This window comes from Stenotrophomonas sp. P2112 (assembly GCF_041897515.1).
Taxonomy (GTDB): Bacteria; Pseudomonadota; Gammaproteobacteria; order Xanthomonadales; family Xanthomonadaceae; genus Stenotrophomonas; species Stenotrophomonas sepilia.
The window spans coordinates 4,222,359-4,244,098 of the sequence record NZ_CP169216.1 but is presented as its reverse complement, the minus strand read 5'-3'; the positions used below and the strand labels follow the sequence as shown (position 1 = coordinate 4,244,098).

Genomic DNA, 21,740 nt, shown 5'->3' with positions numbered 1-21,740 from the left:
CCCGCGCGACGGCACCCCTCAGAGCCAGTCGCGCGGCACCAGATAGTCTGCCAGGCGCGATTCGGGGCTGCCCGGTTCGGGCGAGAAGCCGTATTCCCAGCGCACCCGCGGTGGCAGGCTCATCAGGATGCTTTCGCTGCGGCCACCGCTCTGCAGCCCGAACAGGGTACCGCGGTCGTAGACCAGGTTGAATTCCACGTAGCGGCCGCGGCGGTACAGCTGGAACTCGCGTTCGCGCTCGCCGTAAAGGGCGTCCTTGCGCTGCTGCACGATCGGCAGGTACGCATCGAGGAAGCCATCGCCGACCGCACGCAGATAAGCGAAATCGCGCTCGAAGTCGCCGTGCAGGTCATCGAAGAACAGGCCGCCGACGCCGCGCGTTTCATTGCGGTGGCGCAGGAAGAAGTATTCGTCGCACCAGCGCTTGTGCGCGGCATAGCGTTCTTCGCCGAACGGCGTGCACAGGTCGCGTGCGACCCGGTGCCAATGCTGCACGTCCTCGTCGAACGGGTAGAACGGGGTCAGGTCGAAGCCGCCGCCGAACCAGCTGGCCACCACTTCGCCGTCGCGCTGCGCCTGGAAGAAGCGCACGTTGGCATGGGTGGTCGGCACGTACGGGTTGAGCGGGTGGAACACCAGCGACACGCCGGTGGCGCGCCAGGAGGCGCCCGCCAGTTCCGGGCGGTTGGCCGAGGCTGACGGTGGCAGGCGGCTGCCAGCCACGTCGGAGAAGCCGATGCCGGCCTGCTCGAACACCGCACCGTCGCGCAGCACGCGGGTACGCCCGCCACCGCCCTCGGCACGCTGCCACAGGTCTTCCTGGAAGCGGGCCCGGCCATCGACGGCCTCGATCGCCGCACAGATGCGGTCCTGCAGCTCGGTGAGGTAGGCGCGAACGCGCTCGAATTCGTTCATGGCGCGTACTTTACCGCAGGGCCCGGCCAACGCCGCGGACAGGCCCTGGCAGGCTCAGCGCTTGCGGTTGGTAGTGCGCGGCGCCGGAGCGTCGTCCAGGGCCGCTTCATCAACCGCCTTCTGCAGGGCACCGCCCAGCGTGATCAGCTCCCAGTTCTGGGTTCCGAGCACATCGCAGGCCACATGCAGGCCGCTGCGGTCGGCCTCGCACAGTTGCCCCAGGATGGCGCGTGCATCCACGTCCGCCCCATTGCCCTGCGCGGTGACCAGGTTCTCGCACCCTTCGCGGACGCCGGCGCGGCAGACCGTGGTGTAGTGCTCTGCGGCCTGCAGCCAGTGCCCGGACAGCGCCAGCCGGTTGCCGAGTATGTTGCAGCCCTGCAGCTTGCCCTGCGCACAGCAGGCGTCGGCGCCGTCCTCGTTGGCCAGCGCCAGTGGGCAGTCCTGCGGCAGCGGCAGCACCGTGTAGTGTTTCGGCGGGCTGCAGGTGCTCGCGCCCTCGCCGGTCGGCACGAACACCTGGAAGCGTGTCCACGTGTCCAGGCCCAGCAGCTGGCCCCCGGGCAACGGCCGCAGCACGAAGTCGCCGCCCTTGTCGTGGCGGATGCGGATGTCGCCCTCTTCGACACGGGCACGCAGCTGGCTGTCCCAGCCGATGCCGACCCGTCCCGCATCGCCGAAGTCCAGCGTATCCATCAGGCCACCTGCGGCGCGGAAGGTACCGCAGGGCAGCGCCGTAGCCGGCTGCGGCCGCAACGAGGCGCCCAGCGCCCGCAACGCAGGCAGGCGCTCACAGGCGGCGCTGTCCTTGCCGGGCGCGCACGCTGTGGCCAGTGCCTGCACCGCCTGCAAGGGGTCGCCGGATTCCCACGAGAGCTCGGCCACGCGGCTGCAGAAGCCGCCATGGCCGACCTGCTGGCACAACTGCAACAGCTGCTGGCGCTGCGCGGCCGGCACCACCACCGGCGTGGAGGGTGACAGCACGGAGCTCACCGCTTCAACCATCGCCGCACCCATCGCGGCCTTGACGATCTGCTCCTGCAGCGCCGGATCCGCTTCCAGCGCCGCTGCACAGGCCGGTGTCTCGTTGCTGAAGCCGCCATTCCGGCACGGCACAGGCAGTTCGATGCCGGCCAGTGCGGTATCGAGGATGGCCTGTTGCTGCGCCTCATCCGGCGTGGCCGGCGCCCTGGCCTCGTCATGCCAGCGATCGGCCAACTGCAGGCACATGCCGGGCACGCCCTCCCGGCAAGCCGCTGCCAGCACGGTCGGGGTCGCTTCGCGACGGGTGTCCAGGCACGCCGCCGCATCGGCCAGGCAGCTGCCTTCAGCCGGGGTGGCGGCTGCGGCGCATTGTGCGGGGGCCTGCAGGGTGTAGACCGTGCCATCCACCTCGACCGTGCGGCCCCGATCGCGCACTTGCAGCACGCTGGGCAGGCCGTACTCCAGGTTCACCAGCTGCAGCTTTCCGTCGATCTGCTGGAACGCGACCGGCGTCGGTGCGCTGCCGAAGTGCTTCTGCTCGCCGCGGTTGGATGAGCTGACACGCAGCGTGCTGCTGCCTTCGTCGGCCTCGAACAGGCCGCATTGCGGTGACTGTGCCGCGGCCACCGGCGTGGCCAGCAGCAACGCCCAGGCCAGCCAGTGGCGGTACGGTGCGCGTGAGAGCATGTCGTCTCCTTGACGATCAAAGGCAAACGCCGGGTGCTGCCGGAGGCCCTGGCCCACGCCCGGCAGAACTCAGTGGAAGCGCGCGCGCACGTCGGGGCGCAGCAGTCGCCAGGCCAGCCAGCCCTGCAGGCCGAGAAGCACGAACGACATGCCGACCACGGTCAGCGTGATCAGCCAGCGTTTCAGCTGCAGCTCCTGCAGCAGGGCCGGGTCATCGGCCAGCAGCGGAATGAAGTCGCCCATGAACAGGTCCAGCCACCAGGCGGCTGCGAAGTTGGTCAGGGCACTCAGCAGCAGCAGTACCACGAAGCTCCACAGGCCCCAGCGACGTTCACGCAGCAGGCCCCAGCTGGACACGGTCGAGGCCAGGCACAACAGCGCGACGACCATTGACGCGGCCACCGGGTGCGCCAGCAGCCAGACCAGGCTGTGCAGCTGCTGTTGCTGCACTTCGCTTTCCACCAGGCGCCACAGCCTGAGGTTCTGCAGCGGCCACAGCACCAGTCCCTGCAGCACGAAGTAGATCGTCAGCAGCAGTGACAGCCAGAACGAAGCCTGTGCGACCGGGCGCACCCAGGCGTGATAGGCCGGGGAAAGCGGCGAGGGGATCGACGGGATCGACATTGACATCCGATGTCCTTGCAGTCGGCGCCCGCCTGCTCAGCGGGCCGTCGCCCGGGTGGCGACGGCCGGCAGGATATGGTGTTCGCTCAAGGGTGCCAAGGGTAGGCCATGCGGCGGTTGCAGCGGCACCCAGGCCAGTTCGGCAATTTCGGCGCGCGCCTGCGGCGCACCGTCCACCTGCACCCACCACGCCTGTGCCTGCACGCGGTGGCCGGGCTCGTTCACAGCCCAGTCCTCGAACGTGCCCAGCGCGATGGCGGCATCGGCGCGCAGCTGCACGCCCAGTTCCTCGTCCAGCTCGCGGGCCAGCGCCTGCAGGGGCGCCTCGCCGGGTTCGGGCTTGCCACCGGGCTGGATGAAGCGGCGCGCACCCTGCTTGCGCACCACCAGCGCCCGGCCGCGGTCATCCAGGATGACCGCAGCCACGATCCGGATCGTGGCTGCGGCATTGCTCACTTCAGGTTCTGCTCGAACAGCTTGAGGATGCGCTTGTACTGGTCCAGCCAGGAATCGGCACGCACATAGCCGTGGCGTTCCAGCGGGTAGGGGGCGATCGACCAGTTGTCCTTGTGCAGTTCGATCAGGCGCTGGGTGAGGTTCACCGAGTCCTGGAAGAACACGTTGTCATCCATCATGCCGTGGGCGATCAGCAGGTTGTCCTGCAGGTTCTGTGCGTACTCGATCGGCGAGGACACGCGGTACGCCTCCGGGTCGATGTCCGGGGTGTTGAGGATGTTGCTGGTGTAGCCGTGGTTGTAGTTGTGCCAGTCCACCACCGGGCGCAGCGCGGCGCCGGCCTTGAAGGTGCCCGGCGCACGGAACAGCGCCATGAAGGTCATGAAGCCGCCATAGGAACCGCCGTAGATGCCGGCGTGGTCGCGGTCACCCTGCTGGGTGTCGACCAGCCAGTCCAGGCCGTCCTTGTAGTCTTCCAGTTCCGGGTGGCCCATGTTGCGGTAGATCGCCGTGCGCCAGTCGCGGCCGTAGCCCTCGCTGCCGCGGTAGTCCATGTCCAGCACGATGTAGCCCTTCTGCACCAGCAGGTTGTGGAACATCTGCTCGCGAAAATAGGCCGGGTAGCGCTGGTGCACGTTCTGCAGGTAGCCGGCGCCGTGCACGAACATCACGATCGGGTACTTGCGGCCCGGTTCCTTGTTCTCCGGTTCGTAGTACTTGGCCCAGACCACGCCGGCACCATGCTTGGACGGCACTGCCACCAGCTTCGGCTGGATCCACTGGCGTGCCTTGTAGTCGGCGGTGCGGGTGTCGGTCAGCACGCGCGCCTGGCCACCGGCACTGGGCAGCACCGCCAACTGCGGCGGCAGGTAGGCGCCGGAGTAGCGCACCAGCAGCTGCTGGCCGTCCGGCGACAGCGAGAAGTCTTCCACGCCGTTGAGGCTGGTCAGCTCGCGCACCTGGCGGTTGCCGGTGTCGACCGCGCAGACTTCGTAATCATGCGGCGCCTGCTGGTTGCACAGGAAGTAGAAGCCCTTGCCATCGGCCGACGGCACCGGTGCCGAGGTTTCCCACTTGCCGCTGGTCAGCGCCTGCGGCTTGGCGGTGCCGGCCTGGGTGTACAGGTGCGAGAAGCCCGATTCCTCGGACAACAGCCACAGCGTGCGGCCATCGGCCATCCAGCCGAAATCGTTGAAGCCCCAGTTGATCCAGGCGTTGTCGGTCAGGCGGTGGCGGTTCTGGACGCGGCCGTCGGCGGCGTTGACGCTGATGATCCAGCGGTCCTTGTTGTCGTTGGCACGCAGCATCACCGCGGCCTGCTGGCCGTCGGCGCTCCAGCGGATGCCGCCGCCCATGAAGTCGCTCATCACCTGCACGCTGCGCTCGCCCTTCAGCGCATCCTTGCCGGCCTTGCGGCGCAGTTCGGCCAGCGGGTCGGTGCTGATGCCCGGCAGGCCGGACAGCGAGACTTTCTCGGCCTTGCCGGTGCGCACGTCCACGTACCACAGGGTGTGTGGCTCGAAGCCGTTGCGGCCGACGCGGGTGCGGGTGTCCTCGGTTTCCTCGTAGCCCGACTCGGTCACGTACAGCGGCATCTTGCTGGTGCGGCCGTCGTCGAAGTCCTTCGGCTTGGTCACCACGATCAGGTGGGTCAGGTCCGGCGACAGCACGCTGTCACCGATCTCGACGTCGGCGCCCAGGTAGACCGGGCCCGGTGCGCGGGTCGGATCCGCCTGGCGCCAGCGCTGGTCCTGGTCCTTCAATGCCTCGCGCTGCTCGCGGTCGCGGCGCAGGGTTTCCAGCGTGCGCAGCTGCTGGTCGCGGAGCACGTCGGCCTTCGGCGGCGTGCGCGGGTCCTTCTCGGCCTTCAGGCTGGCCACCTGCTGCACGCCGCTGGCGGCGGTCCAATGGAACCAGTTCTGGCCGACGCGCCAGATCACGCCGTTGTCGGCCGCGAAGTTCACATTGCCCGCGCGCTCGTTGCTGCGGGTCAGCTGGGTCAGCGCGCCACTGCGCAGGTCGCGCACGAACACATCGCCATTGCGCACGAAGGCGCTGCGGCTGCGGCTGCGGTCGTAGACCGGATCGGCGACGTCCAGGGTACCGCGCTGGTCATCGGCCACCTGCGCGGCCACGCCGCCGGCCACCGGCTGGCGGAAGGTGTCGCGCACCGGGCTGCCGTTGCGCTTGAGCTGGTATTCCACCTGCTGGCTGTTCCACGACCACCAGGCCTTCTCGACCGGCGGACCGATCCAGTCCGGGTCGGCCATGGCCTGTTCGATGGTGATCGGCGTCGGCGCGGCATGCGCGGCCGGTGCGGCCAGCACGGCCGACAGCAGGAGGGACAGGGGCAGCACTCGGGACATGGGCGGACGGCACCAGAAGAGGAAACCGGGCAAGGGTAGCAGCCGTCCGGGCCGGGGGCAGGGGCCACAGGTCATGGCAGCGGAATCGGCAAAAAGGCACCGCCCGGGTCGCTGCGACGGCGTGTGCGGCATGATGGTCATTCCGTTCGGATGGAACCGATATGTACTGCTACGACTACAGGATCTCTCTGGGCGTGCAGCACCCGACAGAGGCCGGCGCCGGAATTGCCGCCCGGCTGGATCTGGAACCGGCGTTTTCCCGTGATGTCGGGACCGGATATCGGGATCGCGACGGTACCTTGATCCGGGTTCATGCGGCGACCCGCGTGGTGTTCGTACTGCAGAGGGGAAAGGACGGTTGGCTGATGGATGCCTGGCCGGCGTTGATCGATCTCCTGCGGGCACGCGCCGACGTGATCAGGGAACTGCTGCAGGAGGGGGCCGGGATCGGCCTGCGTGTTGGCATCTTTGGAAAGACGGCATGGGCGGGTTTCGAGCTGGATCCGCAGTTGCTGCGGCTGATGACGGACCTGCAGCTGGATTTTCAGGTGGAGACCTATTTCCCCGACCCGGCGGACACGACCGGCGCCAGCGAAACGTCGGCGGACAGCTAGTGCAACCGGTTGCCGTGGTCGCGCATCCATTCTCCTGAACCCGCATCATCCATCGAACAGGAGCTCGACCATGCAGGAACTGATCCCGATCACCCTATTCATCTGCATCGCCTACGCGATCCATGCCATTGCCGATGCGCGCGCGCGCAGCAAGCTGGTGGCCCCGCACGTACCGGAGGAAGTGATCCGCTCGCTGGCCGTGCTGGAAGAAGAGCGCCGCCGCCAGGGTGCGTTGCGCTGGGGCATCAGCCTGGTCTGCCTGGCCCTGGCCATGGCCCTGCTGGAAGCCATCGGGGCCCGCGACCTGACCTTTGGTGCCGCTGCCGCGCTGGTCGGCAGTGCCGGCCTCGGCCAGCTGCTGGCCTGGCACTTCACCCGGCCTGCCGCGCGCAAGGGCTGAGGCAGGCATGCCACGGGCACAGGGGGCGCCCCGCGCATGAGCCTGCTGGGCGGAGCATTGGCTGCATGGCGGGGACGCCGCCGCGATGTCCGCGTTGAGCCCTCGCTGGACGCGGGCGACGACCGCGCCCTGGTCATCGCCATAATCGACGGCTCGCAACCGGCGTTCGCGCAGCTGGTGCAGGCCCATCAACGTACCTGCGCGCATCTGATCGGGCGGATGGTCGGCGACCGCGACCAGGTGGCCGACCTGCTGCAGGAAACCTTCCTGGCGGTATTCCGCCAGCTGCACCGGTTCCGCTTTGAATCCTCGCTGCGCACCTGGGTCTCAAGGGTGGCCTACACCACGGCGTTGCAGCACCTGCGCCGGCGGCGACTGGAGGCGCAGTGGATGGTGGCGGTGGAGGCGCCGGAGGAACTGGGCATCGGCGATGAAGGCCCCGGGCCCGCCGAGTTGAGCGAGGCGCTACAGGCCGGGCGCCAGCTCAGCGCGGCACTGGAACGGCTGAGTCCGCCGCAGCGCCTGATCGTCGGCCTGCATTACCTGGAGGATTTCGATCTGGCCGAGATCGAACAGGTGACCGGGCTGGCGCGCGGTACCATCAAGAGCCACCTGCACCGCGCGCGCCAGATCCTGAAGCAGGAACTGACGCGGCATGCCACCGCCGGAGAGCTGCTGTGAACCCACCGACCGACCCTCGCGATGCGGAAGCGCGCGCGCTGGCACAGGCGTTGCGTGAGCAGGCGCAGCAGGAAGACACGCCGGATGTGAGCGAGGCGCTGCAGAAGCGCATTGCCGCTGAGTCGCGCGACGATGGCGTGGGTTATGTGGTGGTGCAGGTGCTGTTGTTTGGCGCCCTGCTGGCTGCGGCGGCCTGGTATTTCTGGCACTGAGGCACCCGCCAAGGGGCCGCTCCAATCGCGGTGGGTAGAGGCCGACCTGGGTCGGCGTTTGGGCGTGTGTGCCAACCAAGGTTGGCAGCTACCAGAACGGTTGACCCCTGCGACAAAGTGAAGCAGCGCGTCACCCGGTCGCATCCCGTCTTAACGAAATCCTCCTAAAGTGGTCCGGTATCCCACCGGTCGCAGGCAGGAGGCGTCCCTTGGACGCGTTGTTGTTGTCCCGGATCCAGTTCGGATTCGTCATCAGTTTCCACGTGCTGTTCCCCGCCTTCACCATCGGTACGGCCAGCTGGCTGGCCTTTATCGTGTGGCGCTGGCTGCGCACGAGGCTGCCCGTGTGGCGCGAGCTGTACTTCTTCTGGCAGAAGATCTTCGCGGTGTCGTTCGGCATGGGCGTGGTCAGCGGCATCGTCATGGCCTTCCAGTTCGGTACCAACTGGCCGCGGCTGAGCGAGGTGGCCGGCACGGTCATCGGCCCGCTGCTGACCTACGAGGTGCTGACCGCGTTCTTCCTGGAAGCCAGCTTCCTCGGCGTGATGATGTTCGGCTGGGGCCGGGTCTCGCCGCGCCTGCATTTCCTGTCCACCTGCATGGTTGCGCTGGGCACGCTGTTCTCCACGTTCTGGATCCTGTCGTCCAACAGCTGGCTGCACACGCCGGCCGGCTACGAGATGGTCAACGGCATCGTGCATCCGGTGGACTGGTGGCAGGTGGTGTTCAATCCCTCGTTCCCCTACCGCCTCGCGCACATGGCGCTGGGCTCGTTCATCACCACCTGTTTCGTGATTGGTGGCGTGGGTGCGTGGTACCTGCGCAGGGGCACGCACGTGGAAGCGGGCCGGCGCATGCTGATCGCCGCTGTGGCATTCGCCGCGCTGACCGTGCCGGTGCAGATCTTCGTCGGCGACATGCATGGCCTGAACACGCTCAAGCACCAGCCGATGAAGATCGCGGCGGTGGAAGCGCATTGGCATGAGACCCGGGAAGGCGAGGGTGTACCGCTGGTGGTGTTCGCGCTGCCCAACGAGAAGGAGGAGCGCAACGATTTCGAAGTGGCCATCCCGAAGCTGGGCAGCGTGATCCTGACCCACAGCCTGGACGGCACCTTCGACCCGCTGACCGCGGTACCGGCCAGCGAGCGGCCGCCGGTGACGCCGGTGTTCTTTGCCTTCCGCATCATGGTCGGGCTGGGCACGCTGATGCTGCTGCTGGCCTGGGTGTCGGCCTTCCAGCTGTGGCGCAACAAGCTGCTCGATTCGCCATGGCTGTTGCGCGGCTGGAACTGGATGCTGCCCAGCGGCTTCATCGCGCTGCTGTCGGGGTGGTTCGTCACCGAGATGGGGCGCCAGCCATGGGTGGTGTATGGCCTGCTGCGCACCGCCGATGCGGTCGGCCCGCAGAGCGCGTGGATGACCGCGCTGTCGCTGGGTGTCTACGTGGTTGGCTATGCCTTCGTGTTCGGCTGGGGCATCTGGTACCTGGTGAAGATCCTGCGCCACGGACCGCAGCCCTACGCCGAAGGGCCGTCGCTGGACCACGGCAGCCACACCCCGGCGCGCCCGCTGTCGGCAGCCGACGAACCGCTGGAGGAGCGCTGACATGGACCTGATGACCTGGCTGCCGGTGGCGTGGTTCGCGGTGATCGGCTTCGGCGTGCTGATGTACGTGGTGCTGGACGGCTTCGTGCTTGGCATCGGCATCCTCGCCCCCTTCGCCGAGGACGAGGAGCAGCTGGACCTGATGATGAACACCGCCGCGCCGATCTGGGACGGCAACGAGACCTGGCTGGTGCTGGGTGGTGCCGGCCTGCTGGCGGCCTTCCCCAGGGCCTATGCGGTGCTGTTGTCGGCGCTGTACCTGCCGGTGCTGGTGCTGGTGGTGGCGCTGGTGTTCCGTGGCGTGGCCTTTGAATTCCGCTTCAAGGCACATCGGTCACGCCGGCTGTGGAGCGTGGCCTTCGGCCTCGGTTCGCTGCTGGCGACGTTCGCCCAGGGCGTGATCCTGGGCACCCTGGTGCAGGGCATCCCGCTGGTGGACGGTGTCTATCAGGGCGGGCCGTTCGCCTGGTTCAGCCCGTTCGCGATGCTGACCGGTGCCGCGCTGGTGGCCGGCTATGCGCTGCTGGGCAGCACCTGGCTGATCCTGAAGACCGAAGGGCGCGTGCAGGCGCTGGCGCGGCAGATGACCCGGCCGCTGGTGGTGGCGGTGATCGCGGCGATGGGCCTGGTCAGCAGCTGGCTGCCGTTCCTCGATTCGCGGTTGATGGCGCGCTGGTTCAGCGACGGCAACTTCTGGTGGCTGTCGCCGGTGCCGCTGCTGACCCTGGCGGTAGCCGCTGCGCTGTGGCGCAGTGCCACCCACCCGCGCCGTGACCTGCCGCCGTTCCTGCTCAGCCTGGCCCTGTTCGTACTTGGCTTCCTCGGCCTGGTGCTGGGGATGTGGCCCTACCTGCTGCCACCGTCGATGACCCTGTGGCAGGCCGCCGCGCCGGCCTCCTCGCTGGGCTTCACCCTGGTCGGGCTGGTCATTCTGCTGCCGGTCATCCTCGGCTACACGGCGTGGTCGTACCGGGTGTTCCGCGGCAAGGTGCACGCCGATACCGGTTACCACTGATCGATTGAAGCGGGGGCCGCCGGTGCCGGCTCCCGTGTTGGGGAATGTGAAACCTGCACACCCCGTGCAGGACGTGCTAGCGTGCGCTCCTTTCCGGCAGCCAGGGGGGCAGCCGGCGACGTCCTGGACGGACGCACGGCTGCAGGACTGGGGGGCCGCCGCGCGTCGCCGTAATGGCTCGTGCCTATCGTTCTCCCGTTGAAGCACCTTCGCTAAATGATCGAATTCTCCATCGTCGACTGGGCTGCCTGGGCGCCCGGCCTGAGCGAGCGTAGCCAGTGGCTGGGCTGGGCCGATGCGCCGTATCCGCCGGTTGGCGAAGACACGCCGGCGCTGGCCGAGATCCCGGCAATGCAGCGCCGCCGCATCGAGCGGCTGGGCCGGATGGCGATCCAGGCTGCCTGCTGGTGCGAGGATGGGCAGGGGGCGGACAACCAGGTCCCGCTGGTGTTCGCCAGCCGCCACGGCGACGTGGCCCGTTCGATGGAGCTGCTGGGGGCGCTGGCCAGTGATCAGCCCTTGTCACCGACGGGGTTCGGCCTGTCGGTGCACAACGCGATCGCGGCGTTGTACTCGATCGCGCGCGGCCACCGTGGCAACTACCTGGCGCTGGCTTCCGGCCAGGCCACGGTCGAAACCGCCTGCCTGGAAGCGGCCGGTCTGCTCGCCGATGGCGCCCGCGAAGTTCGGGTCGTGGTGTATGAGTCGCGCCTTCCCGAGATTTACGCGACGTTCGCCGACGAACCCGACCCGTTCTTTGCCTGGTGTTGGCGTTTGACGGCGCCGATGCCGGGCCAGCCGACCCTCTCCCTGCAGTGGGAGGCGGCGCCGGAGGCCCCTGCCACCGCCCCGGGCGCGCTGCCGCACGCGCTGGACCTGCACCGGTTCCTGTTGTCCGGCGCGCCGGCACTGGAACACGTGGCCCACGGCCAGCGCTGGCACTGGGCGCGCCGTGGCTGAGGCGCTGCGCCGCCTCGATCATGCCTGGCGGGTGCTCGGCACCGGCCTGAGCTTTGCCGCATTCGGCATGGGTGGCCTGCTGCTGGGCGTGCTGGTGATGCCGGTGCTGCTGCTGATGCGCGACCCGGTGGTCCGTCGCCGCCGGGCGCGCCGGGTGGTTCAGGTTGCCTTTGCCAGCCATCTGCGCCTGATGCGCGCGCTGGGGGTGATGACCTACCAGATCGAGGGCGGTGAACGCCTGCAGCGCGACGGTTTGCTGGTGCTGGCCAATCACCCGACCCTGATCGACGTGGTCTGCCTGATCTCGCTGCTGCCCAACGCCGATTGCGTGGTGAAACGGGCCGTGGCCTGCAACCCGTTCATGCGCGGTCCGGTGCGGGCGGCCGGCTACATCTCCAATGACGATGGCGCTGGCCTGGTCGATGACTGCGTGGCGGCGGTGCACGCCGGCGGCACCCTGGTGATCTTCCCCGAAGGCACCCGCAGCGTGCCGGGCCAGCCGCCGCGGCTGCAGCGCGGGGCCGCCAACATCGCCGTCCGTGGCCGGCTGGACATCACCCCGGTGCGGATCACCTGCACCCCGCCCACGTTGACCAAGGGACAGAAGTGGTATCGTGTCCCCTCACGTCGCTTTCACGTTCGGCTGCAGATCGGCGAAGATATCCCGATCGCGCCCTTCCTGGCCGATGACGACTCGCCAAGGGGGGATGCCTTGGCAGCCCGCCGCGTCACCGAGCACCTTTCTCGTTATTTCGACCTGTCTGGAGATCCGCCCCGTGCAAGCACTTGAGCACGAGATCAAGGAATTGATCATTTCCTCCCTTTCGCTGGAGGACATCACGCCGGAGGACATCGATCCGACCGCGCCGCTGTTCGTCGAGGGCCTCGGCCTGGATTCGATCGACGCGCTGGAGCTGGGCCTGGCGCTGCAGAAGAAGTACGGTGTCAGCCTCTCGGCCGATTCGGAAGAAACCCGTCGCCATTTCTCCAGCGTGCGCGCGCTCGGCGAGTTCGTCGCCGCCCGCCAGTCGTAACGGCGCCAGGAATAGCCATGACCAAGAATGAACTGTTCGAACGCATCGTCAGCATCCTGACCGACAGCTTCGAGATTGAAACCGCCCGGATCACCCCCGAGGCCCGGCTCTACGACGACCTGGACATCGACAGCATCGATGCGGTCGACCTGATCGTGCAGCTCAAGCCACTGCTCGGCCGCAACCTGCAGCCGGAAGCGTTCAAGGCCGTGCGCACCGTGCAGGACATCGTTGATGTCGTGTATGGACTGCTGCCGGACCAGGCAGCCGCCTGACCGCAGCGCCGGCGGCTTCGCCATGGCTCGCGCACGTACCGTCGTGGTGGCAGCGATTTCGCTTGCCTACCCGCTGCTGGTGTACCTGGCGATGGGCCGCTTCGAGCCGCGCTGGCTGTCGCTGCTGCTGTTCACCCTGGCCCTGCTGCGTGCGCTGAGCACGCGCCAGCCGTTGTGGTGGGCCGCCGCCGCCGGCACCGGCCTGCTGGCGGTGCTGGCCACCGTGCTCAACCAGGCCCTGCCGCTGAAGCTGTACCCGGCGCTGGTCAATGCGGTGATGCTGGCGGTGTTCGGCACCAGCCTGCGCTTCGGGCCGCCGTTGGTGGAGCGCCTGGCACGGCTGCAGGAACCGGACCTGCCCCCGTTCGCGGTGGCCTATACCCGCCGCGTCACCCAGGTGTGGTGTGGCTTCTTCGTTCTCAACGGCAGCCTGGCCCTGCTGACCGCGCTGTACGCGTCGGACCGGGTCTGGATGCTCTACAACGGATTGTTGGCGTACGTGATGATGGGCGTGTTGTTCGCAGGTGAGTGGCTGGTGCGGCGGCGGGTGAAGGCGGCGCACGCGCATGGCTGAGTGGATTGCCCTGGACCGGCTGCTGCTGGAGGCGCGGCCGCAGCGCAGCGTCGGCCTGTGCGACGGAGACATGGTTGACCACGCCTGCTTCCGCCAGCGCGTACGGGGCTGGCGCGCCGCCTTTGCGGCGGCTGAAGGCCGCGACTGGGCCCTGTATTTCGATGACGCCGTGGCCTTCGCTGCGGCGCTGTTCGGCGCCTGGCATGCCGGCAAGCGGGTGTTCCTGGCCGCTGACAACCTGCCGGCCACGCTGCAGGCGCTGCAGCCGCAGGTGAGCGGTTTCGCGGGCGACGTACCGGCCGACTACCGCCCGCTGGCGGCGCTGGACGCCACACTGGACGACGAACTGCAGGCGCTGGACGAGCGCGCCTGCGAGCTGTGCGTGTTCACCTCCGGCAGCACCGGCCAGCCCAGTGCGATCGGCAAGCGCCTGGACCAGCTGGCGCGCGAGGTGGAAGCGCTGCAGGCCGCGTTCGGTGCGCAGCTGGATGGCGCGGAGGTGCACGGCACGGTGTCCCACCAGCACATCTACGGGCTGCTGTTCCGCGTGCTGTGGCCGCTGGCCGCCGGCCGCCTGATCCATCCGCGTCGGTTCTTCCACGAAGACCTGGTGGGTGCGCTGGCCGGTACCGACACGGTGCTGGTGGCGACGCCGGCCCATCTCAAGCGCCTGCCCGAGCAGCTCGACTGGGCCAGCCTGCATGGCCGCCTGCGCGCGGTGTTCTCCTCCGGTGGCCCGCTGCCGGAGGACGCGGCGCGACACGTGCGGCAGTGGTTGGGCGTGGCCCCGACCGAGGTCTATGGCAGCAGCGAGACCGGCGGTATCGCCTGGCGCCGCTGGGACACCGACCTGCCGCCGTGGCAGCCGCTGCCGGGTGTGCAGTGGCGGATCGACGACGGCTGCCTGGCGGTGGCCTCGGCGCATCTGGAAACCCCCGGCTGGTGGCGCACCCAGGACCGCGTGGAAGCCCTGGCCGATGGCCGTTTCCGGCTGCTGGGCCGCGCCGACCGCATCGTCAAGATCGAAGAGCGCCGCGTCTCGCTGGATGCGCTGGAACGCGCGCTGCGCGAAGACGCCGAAGTGGATGACGTGCGCGTGCTGGTGCTGCCCGGGCAGCGCGAGCAGCTGGCCGCCGTGGTGGTTCCGGCCGATCCGGCGCTGCTGGAGGGCGGCGACGCTGCGCGCCGTGCGCTGGGCCAACGCCTGGGCGCGCGTCTGGCGCATGCGCATGACGCGGTGACCCGGCCGCGCCGTTGGCGCCTGGTGCAGGCGTTGCCGATCAACGCGCAGGGCAAGGTGACCCAGGCGGCATTGGCGGCGCTGTTCCAGCCACTGATGCCGGTGCCGGTCTGGGACCGCCGCGACGCCGCCAGCGCCACGCTGCGCATGACCCTCGACCCGGCGCTGCGGCCGTTCCAGGGCCACTTCCCGCAGGCGGCGATCCTGCCCGGTGTTGCGCAGTTGGACTGGGCGATGCGTTTCGGCCGCCAGGCATTTGCGATGCCGCGCGCGTTCCTGCGCATGGACGCGGTGAAGTTCCAGCACGTGGCCCGCCCCGGCGATGAGTTGACCCTGCAGCTGGACTGGGATGCCGCACGCAACGTGTTGGCCTTCCGCTATACCTCCAGCCACGGTGTGCATGCCAGCGGCAAGGTGGTCTTCGCCGATGCGGACTGACCCGGCCGTTGCCGGTGCCGCGTTCGCGCCACTGGTGGTGATTCCCGTCTACGACCACGAGCACGCCATCGTGGCGGTGGTCGACGGTGTGCAGGCCGCTGGCCTGCCTTGCCTGTTGGTCGACGATGGTTCGCATGAGGCGTGCGCGGCGGTGCTGCGCACGCTGGCACAGCGCCAGGGCGTTGACCTGCTGCGCCTGGACGCCAACCAGGGCAAGGGTGGGGCGATGCTGGCCGGTTTTGCTGAAGCCGGCGCGCGTGGCTACAGCCACGTGCTGCAGATCGACGCAGACGGCCAGCACGATACCGCTGACCTGCCACGCTTCATCGAGGCCGCGCGTGTGCATCCCGACGCGGTGATCTGCGGCATTCCGGCCTACGACGCCAGTGTTCCCAAGGCACGCCTGTATGGCCGCTACGCCACCCACGTCTGGGTCTGGATCAACACGCTGTCGCTGCACCTGCGCGACACCATGTGCGGCTTCCGGGTGTATCCACTGCCACCGGTGCTGCGCCTGATCGGTGAAGAGACCATCGGCCGGCGCATGGATTTCGATACTGAAGTGATGGTGCGCCTGTACTGGCGCCAGCTGCCGGTCGAGCACCTGGCCACGCGCGTGACCTATCCCGCCGATGGCGTGTCGCACTTCGATGTGTGGCGCGACAACGTGCGCATCAGCCGCATGCACACCCGCCTGTTCTTCGGCATGCTCTGGCGCGCACCGCGGCTGCTGTGGCGCCGCCTGCAGGGGCAGCGCTGAGATGGCGACCGCGCAGGATGCCCCGCACTGGGCCGATATCGGCGAATCGACGTCGGTGGCCGGCGTGCTGTTCCTGTGCTGGGTGCACCGCTGGTTCGGGCGCTGGCCATTCCGCCTGTGCGCGTGGCCGGTGGTGGCCTGCCATTGGCTGGGCAACCGTGTGGGGCGACAGGCCTCGATGCAGTACCTGCAGCGGCTGCAGGCATACAGCGGTGTGCTCGGCCGCGCGCCGACCCGGCGCGACAGCCTGTGCCACTTCTTCGCCTTCGCCGACACGATGCTGGACAAGATCCTCGGCCTGGGCGGGCGCTACCCGGCCAACCGTATTCACCTGCACCGCGACCTGGTGCTGCAGAAGATCGCGCGCCGCGAAGGCGGTCTGATCCTCACCGCGCACATCGGCTGCCTGGAACTGTGCCAGGTGCTGGCCGAACAGGTGCCGGGGTTCCGCATCACCGTGCTGGTGCATACGGCGCATGCGCAGCGCTTCAATCGCCTGCTGCAGCGGCTGGACCCGCTGGCGGCGGTGGAGCTGGTGCAGGTGACCGAAATGGGGCCGGCCACCGCGGTGATGCTGGCCGAGCGCGTGGCGGCCGGTGGCTTCGTCGCCATCGTCGGCGACCGCACGCCGGTGCAGGGCGGCCGCAGCGTCACCGCCGATTTCCTCGGCCATCGCGCGCCATTCCCGATCGGCGCCTATGTGCTGGCCGCGGCGCTGAGCTGCCCGGTCTACACCATGGCCTGCCTGCACCAGGGCGAGGGCTATCGCGTGGCATTTGAACAATTCGCCGAACGCATCGTGCTGCCGCGCGGCTCGCGCGACGCGGCACTTGCCGAACAGGCACAGCGCTTCGCGCGCTGGCTGGAACTCCAGGTCATCCAGTCCCCGTTGGACTGGTTCAATTTCTTCCCCTTCTGGGATCAGGCTCCGCATGACGACTGACGCCGTACCCGTGTGCCGCTTTGGCGATGCACCGTTGACCATCGAAGACGTGGTTGCCCTGGCCCAGCGCCAGTGCGAGGGCGCACTGAGCGACGCGCCGGCGTTCCGCGCACACATCCAGCGCGGTGCCGACTTCCTTGACCGCCTGCTGCGCGAGGATGGCGTGATCTACGGTGTGACCACCGGCTATGGCGATTCGTGCACGGTGAACATCCCGCCGGCACTGGTGGCTGAACTGCCGCACCACCTGTACACCTACCATGGCTGCGGCCTGGGCCGCTACCTGGACCCGGTCGAGACCCGTGCGGTGCTGGCCGCGCGCCTGGCATCGCTGGTGCGCGGCATGTCCGGTGTCAGCGTGCCGCTGCTGGAAGGCCTGGCCACGCTGCTGCAGCACGATGTGCTGCCGATGATCCCGGCCGAAGGCTCGGTCGGTGCCAGCGGCGACCTGACCCCGCTGTCGTACGTGGCTGCGGTGCTGTGTGGCGAGCGCGAGGTGCTGCACGATGGCCGCGTGCAGCCGGCGGCCGAGGTGCTGGCGAAGATCGGCATGACCCCGCTGAAGCTGCGGCCGAAGGAAGGCCTGGCGATCATGAACGGCACAGCGGTGATGACCGGCCTGGCCTGCCTGGCCTGGCAGCGCGCCGACTACCTGGCGCGCATGGCCACGCGCCTGACCGCGTTCAACGTGCTGGCCAGCGACGGCAACGCGCACCACTTCGACGAAACCCTGTTCGCGGCCAAGCCGCATCCGGGCCAGGGCCGCATCGCCGCGCGTCTGCGCAGCGACCTGCACAGCGAGCGTCCGCCGCGCAATGAACAGCGCCTGCAGGACCGCTACTCGCTGCGCTGCGCGCCGCACGTGATCGGCGTGCTGGAGGACAGCCTGCCGTTCCTGCGCCAGCTGATCGAAACCGAACTGAACAGCGCCAACGACAATCCGCTGATCGATGCCGATGGCGAGCGCATCCTGCATGGCGGCCACTTCTACGGCGGCCACATCGCGCTGGCGATGGACACCCTGAAGAACACCGTAGCCAACGTGGCCGATCTGCTCGACCGCCAGTTGGCGCTGGTGGTCGATGCCCGCTACAACCATGGCCTGCCGGCCAACCTGTCGGCGGCCACGGGCCCGCGCGCGGCCATCAACCACGGCCTGAAGGCGCTGCAGATCAGCGTGTCGGCCTGGACGGCCGAAGCGCTGAAGCAGACCCTGCCGGCCAGCGTGTTTTCGCGCTCCACCGAGTGCCACAACCAGGACAAGGTCAGCATGGGCACCATCGCCGCGCGCGACTGCCTGCGCGTGATCGAGCTGACCGAGCAAGTGGTGGCCGCGATGCTGATCGCCGCCCGCCAGGGCCTGGCGCTGCGCGAACGGGTTGGCCTGAACGCGCAGCTGCATGGCAGTCTGGCCGACATGTACGCCGACCTGGGGCAGCGCATCGCCCTGGTTGAAGAAGACCGCGCGCTGGATCGCGAACTGCGGGAACTGCTGGTGGAGATCCGCGCGCAACGTTGGGAGCTGTATGCCGGTGAATGAGGCCATCGAACGGGTCGGCGAGGTTGCGCTGACCCCCGCCTTCCATGACTGCGATCCGATGAACGTGGTCTGGCATGGCAACTACTTCAAGTACTTCGAGATCGCGCGCTGCGCGCTGCTCGGGCGCTATGACTACGACTACCCGCAGATGCTCGAATCGGGCTACCTGTGGCCGGTGGTCGATGCCCGGGTGAAGTACGTGCGCCCGCTGCTGTTCAACCAGGCGCTGCGCGTGGTTGCGCGCATCGTGGAATGGGAGAACCGGCTGAAGATCGAGTACGAGATCCTTGATGCGGAAAGCGGCCAGGTGCTGACCCGCGCGATGACCATCCAGGTCGCGGTGGACGCGGCCAGCAAGGAAATGCTGTACCAGTGCCCGCCGGTACTGTGGGAACGCCTGGGAGTGCCTGCGCCGTGAACATGCTTGCCCGTCTTTCCAGCGTGCTGCTGTGCGCGCTGATGTTCATTGCCGCACCGCAGGTGCAGGCCGCCGACCCCGCCATCGATGCGATCACCCAGGCGGTGGCGCGGCCGGACGTGCTGCGTGGCCAGTTCAGCCAGGAAAAGCAGGTCAGCGGCTTCAAGAACCCGCTGCGCTCGCAGGGCCAGTTCGTGGTCGCGCGCCAGCATGGCGTGATCTGGACCACGCTCAAGCCGTTCCCCTCCGAAGTGGTGGTCACCGCCGACCGCATCCTCAGCCGCCAGCGCGATGGCAGCACCCGTGTCGAGCTCGATGCGCGGCAGCAGCCGGCGATGCGTTCGGTGAACGCGATCATGTTCGCGCTGATGAGTGGCGACGTGCAGGCGCTGTCCGGCCAGTTCAACGTGGCGGCCAGCCGTGAAGGGCAGGGCTGGCGGCTGCGACTGACGCCGAAGTCGGCGATGCTGGCCAAGGCGTTCCAGTCGCTGACCCTGCAAGGTGACCGCTACGTGCGCCAGGTCGAGATCGTCGAGGCCAACAAGGACCGCACGCAGATCCAGTTCAGTGCACTGAGCGAAGCGCCGGCCACGCTCACCGCCGACGAGGCACGCCGCTTTGAGTGAGGGGGCAGCATCGAACGGGCCGGACCGGTTGCGGCGCTGGTGGCACTGGCTGGGCATCGCCTGGCTGGTGCTCCTGCTGGTGTTGGGTGCGCAGCAATGGCGCCTGTGGAGCCAGCAGTCGCGGATCGACACCGACATCCTCGCCCTGCTGCCGCAGGACGCGCATGACCGCCTGTTGAGTGACGTCACCCGGCGCATCGCCGACGGCAGCTCGCGCCAGGTGGTGGTGCTGCTGGGCAGCAAGGATGGCGCCGCCGCCAAGCGCGCACAGGCGGCGTTCGCTGCGGCGATGGCGGCGGATGCCGACAGCGCGTTGCTGGTGCCCAGTGGTTCGATCGAAGGCTGGTTCGACGAGGCGCGCGCGTTCTACGCGCCGTACCGCGACCGCCTGCTGACCCCGGCCCAGCGCGAGCAGCTGCAGGGCAGCGAGCCGGGCGCGTTGGCCGAGCAGGCGTTGGCTGCGCTGTACGGTCCGATGGGCGCACCGCGCCTGACCGATTGGCGGCAAGACCCGCTCTCGCTGTGGCCGCAATGGTGGCAGCAGCAGGCGCAGGGGTCGGGGTTGCGGCTGGGCGATGATGGCCTGCTCGAAGCCGAGGGCAGGCATTGGGCCGTACTGCAGTTCGATACGCCGGGGTCGGCGTTCCAGCTTGACGGCGAGCGCCATCTCGACGGCCTGCTGGAACGTGCCGGGCTGGCCGCCAGGGCGGCGGCGCCCGAGCTGGAAATCCTGCATGCGGGTGTGCCGCTGCACGCCGAAGCGGCGGCGGTGCAGGCCAACCAGGAGATCAACACGATCGGCTGGGGCTCGCTGGCCGCAGTGCTGCTGCTGGTGTGGCTGGCGTTCCGTTCGCTGCGGCCGATCCTGCTGGTCGCCGCGTCGTTGCTGATCGGCTGCGGCGTGGCGCTGGCGGTGACCGTACTGGTGTTCGGCAAGGTGCACGTGCTCACCCTGGTGTTCGGCGCGTCGCTGGTGGGCGTGGCCGAGGACTACGGCATCCATTGGTTCGCTTCGCGCCAGGCCGAACCGGCTGATCGTCGCTGGAAACTGCTGCGGCACCTGTTGCCCGGCCTGTGGCTGGCCCTGCTGACCAGCGCGCTGGCCTACCTGGCACTGGGCCTGGCCCCGTTCCCGGGCCTGCGCCAGATGGCATTGTTCTCGGTGGTCGGCCTGGCCGCCGCCTTCCTTACGGTGATTTTCTGGTTCCCGTGGCTGGATGGCGGTGAGATCCGCCAGACCCGTTTCTCGCAGTGGCTGGGCAACACGCTGGAGCGCTTCCCGCGGTTGCATGGCCGCCGGCCGGTGACGGTGTTCGTGGTGATCACGCTGGCGCTGTCTGCCATCGGCATTGCCCGCCTGAACAGCAACGACGACCTGCGCAGCCTGCAGTCCTCGCCGCCGGCGTTGATGGCCCAGCAGATCCGCCTGAGCCAGCTGCTGGGCATGCCCAGCCCGGCGCAGTTCTACCTGGTGCAGGGCAGTGACGCCGCACAGCTGCTGCAGCGCGAAGAAGCGCTGACCGAACGCCTGCGTGTACTGGCCAACGACAAGCGCATTGGTGGCTACCGTGCGATCAGCGACTGGCTGCCGTCGCCAGCGCGCCAGCAGGCCGATGCCGCGCTGACCGCCAAGGTGGAACCGGGCGTGCTGGACGCGGTGTCCGAGGCGGTCGGCGAACCGCTGCCGCGCCCGGATTTCGCCGCTACGCCGCTGACCGCGGAGGCGTTCCTGGCCTCGCCGGCCTCGCAGCCGTTCCGCCACCTGTGGGTGGGCGAGGTCGGCGGGCAGATGATCAGCGTGGTGATGGTCGATGACCTGTCGCGCGCCGATGCGCTGGCCACCCTGCGCGGGGCGGCCGAAGGCCTGCCGGGTGTGCGCTGGGTGGACCGCACCGCCGACTTCTCGCAGCTGCTGGGCCACTACCGCAAGCTGATGGGCGGGCTGCTGCTGGTCGGCATCGTGCTGGTGTTCGGCGCGCTGTGGCTGCGCTATCGCCGCCAGGCCTGGCGCGTGTTCGCGCCGACCCTGATTGCCGGTGCGCTGACCCTGGGCCTGCTGGGCCTGTTCGGCCAGCCACTGCAGCTGTTCAACGTGCTGGCACTGATGCTGTTGCTGGGCATGGGCATCGACTACGGCATTTTCCTGATCGAGCACCGCGGCGACGCCAGTGCATGGCTGGCCGTGTGCGTGGGCGCGGCCAGCACCTGGCTGTCGTTCGGCCTGCTGGGCCTGTCGCAGACCCCAGCGTTGCGCGCGTTCGGCCTGACCCTGCTGTTCGGCATCGGCCTGGTCTGGCTGATCTCGCCGCTATTCCGTCCGCCGCCGCACGATCTGCCGCCGGCCTGAACCTGTTTCCGACTTCCTTCTTTC

The 21,740-nt window shown here is 68.7% G+C and carries 23 protein-coding genes; 18 read left to right on the top strand and 5 right to left on the bottom strand.

The window, feature by feature from the left end; all coding sequences use genetic code 11:
• Nucleotides 1–18: 18 nt before the first annotated feature.
• From hemF to ACEPA4_RS19525, 5 genes are all read right to left on the bottom strand, one after another.
• Nucleotides 19–915: an oxygen-dependent coproporphyrinogen oxidase gene (hemF, locus tag ACEPA4_RS19545; protein ID WP_069138869.1), complete on the bottom strand. Its 897-nt coding sequence runs from the start codon at nucleotides 913–915 to the stop codon at nucleotides 19–21.
• 54 nt (nucleotides 916–969) lie between these two features.
• Nucleotides 970–2,586, bottom strand: a complete 1,617-nt coding sequence (locus ACEPA4_RS19540; protein ID WP_164092785.1) for a hypothetical protein — start codon at nucleotides 2,584–2,586, stop codon at nucleotides 970–972.
• Between the two features lie 69 nt (nucleotides 2,587–2,655).
• Nucleotides 2,656–3,216, bottom strand: a complete 561-nt coding sequence (locus tag ACEPA4_RS19535; RefSeq protein WP_032954647.1) for a hypothetical protein — start codon at nucleotides 3,214–3,216, stop codon at nucleotides 2,656–2,658.
• 30 nt (nucleotides 3,217–3,246) lie between these two features.
• Entirely contained in the window at nucleotides 3,247–3,666 is a 420-nt protein-coding gene (locus ACEPA4_RS19530) for an NUDIX domain-containing protein (protein ID WP_005420325.1), read from the bottom strand.
• Nucleotides 3,663–6,032: a S9 family peptidase gene (locus ACEPA4_RS19525; protein WP_065177831.1), complete on the bottom strand. Its 2,370-nt coding sequence runs from the start codon at nucleotides 6,030–6,032 to the stop codon at nucleotides 3,663–3,665. Before ACEPA4_RS19525 ends, ACEPA4_RS19530 begins: the two co-directional genes overlap by 4 nt.
• Before the next feature lie 161 nt (nucleotides 6,033–6,193).
• On the opposite strand from ACEPA4_RS19525, the gene ACEPA4_RS19520 reads away from it, so the two are divergent.
• The 18 genes from ACEPA4_RS19520 to ACEPA4_RS19435 all read left to right on the top strand — a co-directional run bounded on the left by ACEPA4_RS19520 (nucleotide 6,194) and on the right by ACEPA4_RS19435 (nucleotide 21,716).
• Nucleotides 6,194–6,646 carry a hypothetical protein gene (locus ACEPA4_RS19520; protein ID WP_005420323.1) on the top strand — a complete coding sequence of 151 codons (453 nt, stop codon included), beginning with the start codon at nucleotides 6,194–6,196 and terminating at the stop codon, nucleotides 6,644–6,646.
• Nucleotides 6,647–6,716: 70 nt separating this feature from the next.
• The gene (locus ACEPA4_RS19515) at nucleotides 6,717–7,046 is read left to right on the top strand and encodes a hypothetical protein (RefSeq protein ID WP_005414880.1); all 330 of its coding nucleotides are present in this window, start codon (nucleotides 6,717–6,719) and stop codon (nucleotides 7,044–7,046) included.
• 36 nt (nucleotides 7,047–7,082) lie between these two features.
• Nucleotides 7,083–7,727 carry an RNA polymerase sigma factor gene (locus tag ACEPA4_RS19510; RefSeq protein WP_065177832.1) on the top strand — a complete coding sequence of 215 codons (645 nt, stop codon included), beginning with the start codon at nucleotides 7,083–7,085 and terminating at the stop codon, nucleotides 7,725–7,727.
• A complete protein-coding gene (locus tag ACEPA4_RS19505) occupies nucleotides 7,724–7,939 on the top strand; it encodes a hypothetical protein (RefSeq protein ID WP_065196790.1) in 216 nt (71 codons plus the stop codon). The genes ACEPA4_RS19510 and ACEPA4_RS19505 overlap by 4 nt, the downstream gene beginning before the upstream one ends.
• Nucleotides 7,940–8,148: 209 nt before the next feature.
• Entirely contained in the window at nucleotides 8,149–9,546 is a 1,398-nt protein-coding gene (locus tag ACEPA4_RS19500; RefSeq protein ID WP_374082921.1) for a cytochrome ubiquinol oxidase subunit I, read from the top strand.
• A gap of 1 nt (nucleotide 9,547) precedes the next feature.
• Entirely contained in the window at nucleotides 9,548–10,561 is a 1,014-nt protein-coding gene (gene cydB, locus ACEPA4_RS19495) for a cytochrome d ubiquinol oxidase subunit II (RefSeq protein ID WP_065177835.1), read from the top strand.
• A 216-nt stretch (nucleotides 10,562–10,777) separates the two neighbouring features.
• Nucleotides 10,778–11,521, top strand: a complete 744-nt coding sequence (locus ACEPA4_RS19490) for a beta-ketoacyl synthase chain length factor (protein WP_164092787.1) — start codon at nucleotides 10,778–10,780, stop codon at nucleotides 11,519–11,521.
• On the top strand, nucleotides 11,514–12,311 hold the full coding sequence (locus ACEPA4_RS19485; protein ID WP_005420313.1) for a 1-acyl-sn-glycerol-3-phosphate acyltransferase: 798 nt from the start codon (nucleotides 11,514–11,516) through the stop codon (nucleotides 12,309–12,311). The genes ACEPA4_RS19490 and ACEPA4_RS19485 overlap by 8 nt, the downstream gene beginning before the upstream one ends.
• Nucleotides 12,298–12,555 (top strand): phosphopantetheine-binding protein, encoded by a 258-nt coding sequence (locus tag ACEPA4_RS19480; RefSeq protein ID WP_005411610.1) that lies wholly within the window; start codon nucleotides 12,298–12,300, stop codon nucleotides 12,553–12,555. The genes ACEPA4_RS19485 and ACEPA4_RS19480 overlap by 14 nt, the downstream gene beginning before the upstream one ends.
• Nucleotides 12,556–12,572: 17 nt before the next feature.
• Entirely contained in the window at nucleotides 12,573–12,830 is a 258-nt protein-coding gene (locus ACEPA4_RS19475; RefSeq protein ID WP_005420312.1) for an acyl carrier protein, read from the top strand.
• A 22-nt stretch (nucleotides 12,831–12,852) separates the two neighbouring features.
• A complete protein-coding gene (locus ACEPA4_RS19470; protein ID WP_032954654.1) occupies nucleotides 12,853–13,404 on the top strand; it encodes a membrane protein in 552 nt (183 codons plus the stop codon).
• Entirely contained in the window at nucleotides 13,397–15,082 is a 1,686-nt protein-coding gene (locus ACEPA4_RS19465; protein WP_065177837.1) for an AMP-binding protein, read from the top strand. Before ACEPA4_RS19470 ends, ACEPA4_RS19465 begins: the two co-directional genes overlap by 8 nt.
• Entirely contained in the window at nucleotides 15,072–15,842 is a 771-nt protein-coding gene (locus tag ACEPA4_RS19460; RefSeq protein ID WP_065196793.1) for a glycosyltransferase family 2 protein, read from the top strand. Before ACEPA4_RS19465 ends, ACEPA4_RS19460 begins: the two co-directional genes overlap by 11 nt.
• 1 nt (nucleotide 15,843) lies before the next feature.
• On the top strand, nucleotides 15,844–16,785 hold the full coding sequence (locus tag ACEPA4_RS19455) for an acyltransferase (RefSeq protein ID WP_374082920.1): 942 nt from the start codon (nucleotides 15,844–15,846) through the stop codon (nucleotides 16,783–16,785).
• Nucleotides 16,775–18,325 (top strand): histidine ammonia-lyase, encoded by a 1,551-nt coding sequence (hutH, locus tag ACEPA4_RS19450; protein WP_139727997.1) that lies wholly within the window; start codon nucleotides 16,775–16,777, stop codon nucleotides 18,323–18,325. The genes ACEPA4_RS19455 and hutH overlap by 11 nt, the downstream gene beginning before the upstream one ends.
• Nucleotides 18,312–18,743: a thioesterase family protein gene (locus tag ACEPA4_RS19445; RefSeq protein ID WP_065196795.1), complete on the top strand. Its 432-nt coding sequence runs from the start codon at nucleotides 18,312–18,314 to the stop codon at nucleotides 18,741–18,743. The genes hutH and ACEPA4_RS19445 overlap by 14 nt, the downstream gene beginning before the upstream one ends.
• A gap of 2 nt (nucleotides 18,744–18,745) precedes the next feature.
• Entirely contained in the window at nucleotides 18,746–19,369 is a 624-nt protein-coding gene (locus ACEPA4_RS19440) for an outer membrane lipoprotein carrier protein LolA (protein WP_170944939.1), read from the top strand.
• Nucleotides 19,362–21,716, top strand: coding sequence for an MMPL family transporter (locus tag ACEPA4_RS19435; protein ID WP_065185905.1), 2,355 nt, complete (start codon nucleotides 19,362–19,364; stop codon nucleotides 21,714–21,716). Before ACEPA4_RS19440 ends, ACEPA4_RS19435 begins: the two co-directional genes overlap by 8 nt.
• The last annotated feature ends 24 nt before the right edge of the window (nucleotides 21,717–21,740 follow it).

Coding starts and splice junctions, on each gene's coding strand:
- hemF (WP_069138869.1), bottom strand. CDS start 915: ATGAACGAATTCGAGCGCGTTCGCGCCTACCTCACCGAGCTGCAGGAC.
- ACEPA4_RS19460 (WP_065196793.1), top strand. CDS start 15,072: ATGCGGACTGACCCGGCCGTTGCCGGTGCCGCGTTCGCGCCACTGGTG.
- ACEPA4_RS19455 (WP_374082920.1), top strand. CDS start 15,844: ATGGCGACCGCGCAGGATGCCCCGCACTGGGCCGATATCGGCGAATCG.
- ACEPA4_RS19520 (WP_005420323.1), top strand. CDS start 6,194: ATGTACTGCTACGACTACAGGATCTCTCTGGGCGTGCAGCACCCGACA.
- ACEPA4_RS19490 (WP_164092787.1), top strand. CDS start 10,778: ATGATCGAATTCTCCATCGTCGACTGGGCTGCCTGGGCGCCCGGCCTG.
- ACEPA4_RS19465 (WP_065177837.1), top strand. CDS start 13,397: ATGGCTGAGTGGATTGCCCTGGACCGGCTGCTGCTGGAGGCGCGGCCG.
- ACEPA4_RS19510 (WP_065177832.1), top strand. CDS start 7,083: ATGAGCCTGCTGGGCGGAGCATTGGCTGCATGGCGGGGACGCCGCCGC.
- ACEPA4_RS19525 (WP_065177831.1), bottom strand. CDS start 6,032: ATGTCCCGAGTGCTGCCCCTGTCCCTCCTGCTGTCGGCCGTGCTGGCC.
- cydB (WP_065177835.1), top strand. CDS start 9,548: ATGGACCTGATGACCTGGCTGCCGGTGGCGTGGTTCGCGGTGATCGGC.
- ACEPA4_RS19535 (WP_032954647.1), bottom strand. CDS start 3,216: ATGTCAATGTCGATCCCGTCGATCCCCTCGCCGCTTTCCCCGGCCTAT.
- ACEPA4_RS19470 (WP_032954654.1), top strand. CDS start 12,853: ATGGCTCGCGCACGTACCGTCGTGGTGGCAGCGATTTCGCTTGCCTAC.
- ACEPA4_RS19515 (WP_005414880.1), top strand. CDS start 6,717: ATGCAGGAACTGATCCCGATCACCCTATTCATCTGCATCGCCTACGCG.
- ACEPA4_RS19540 (WP_164092785.1), bottom strand. CDS start 2,586: ATGCTCTCACGCGCACCGTACCGCCACTGGCTGGCCTGGGCGTTGCTG.
- ACEPA4_RS19475 (WP_005420312.1), top strand. CDS start 12,573: ATGACCAAGAATGAACTGTTCGAACGCATCGTCAGCATCCTGACCGAC.
- ACEPA4_RS19440 (WP_170944939.1), top strand. CDS start 18,746: ATGCTTGCCCGTCTTTCCAGCGTGCTGCTGTGCGCGCTGATGTTCATT.
- hutH (WP_139727997.1), top strand. CDS start 16,775: ATGACGACTGACGCCGTACCCGTGTGCCGCTTTGGCGATGCACCGTTG.
- ACEPA4_RS19445 (WP_065196795.1), top strand. CDS start 18,312: ATGCCGGTGAATGAGGCCATCGAACGGGTCGGCGAGGTTGCGCTGACC.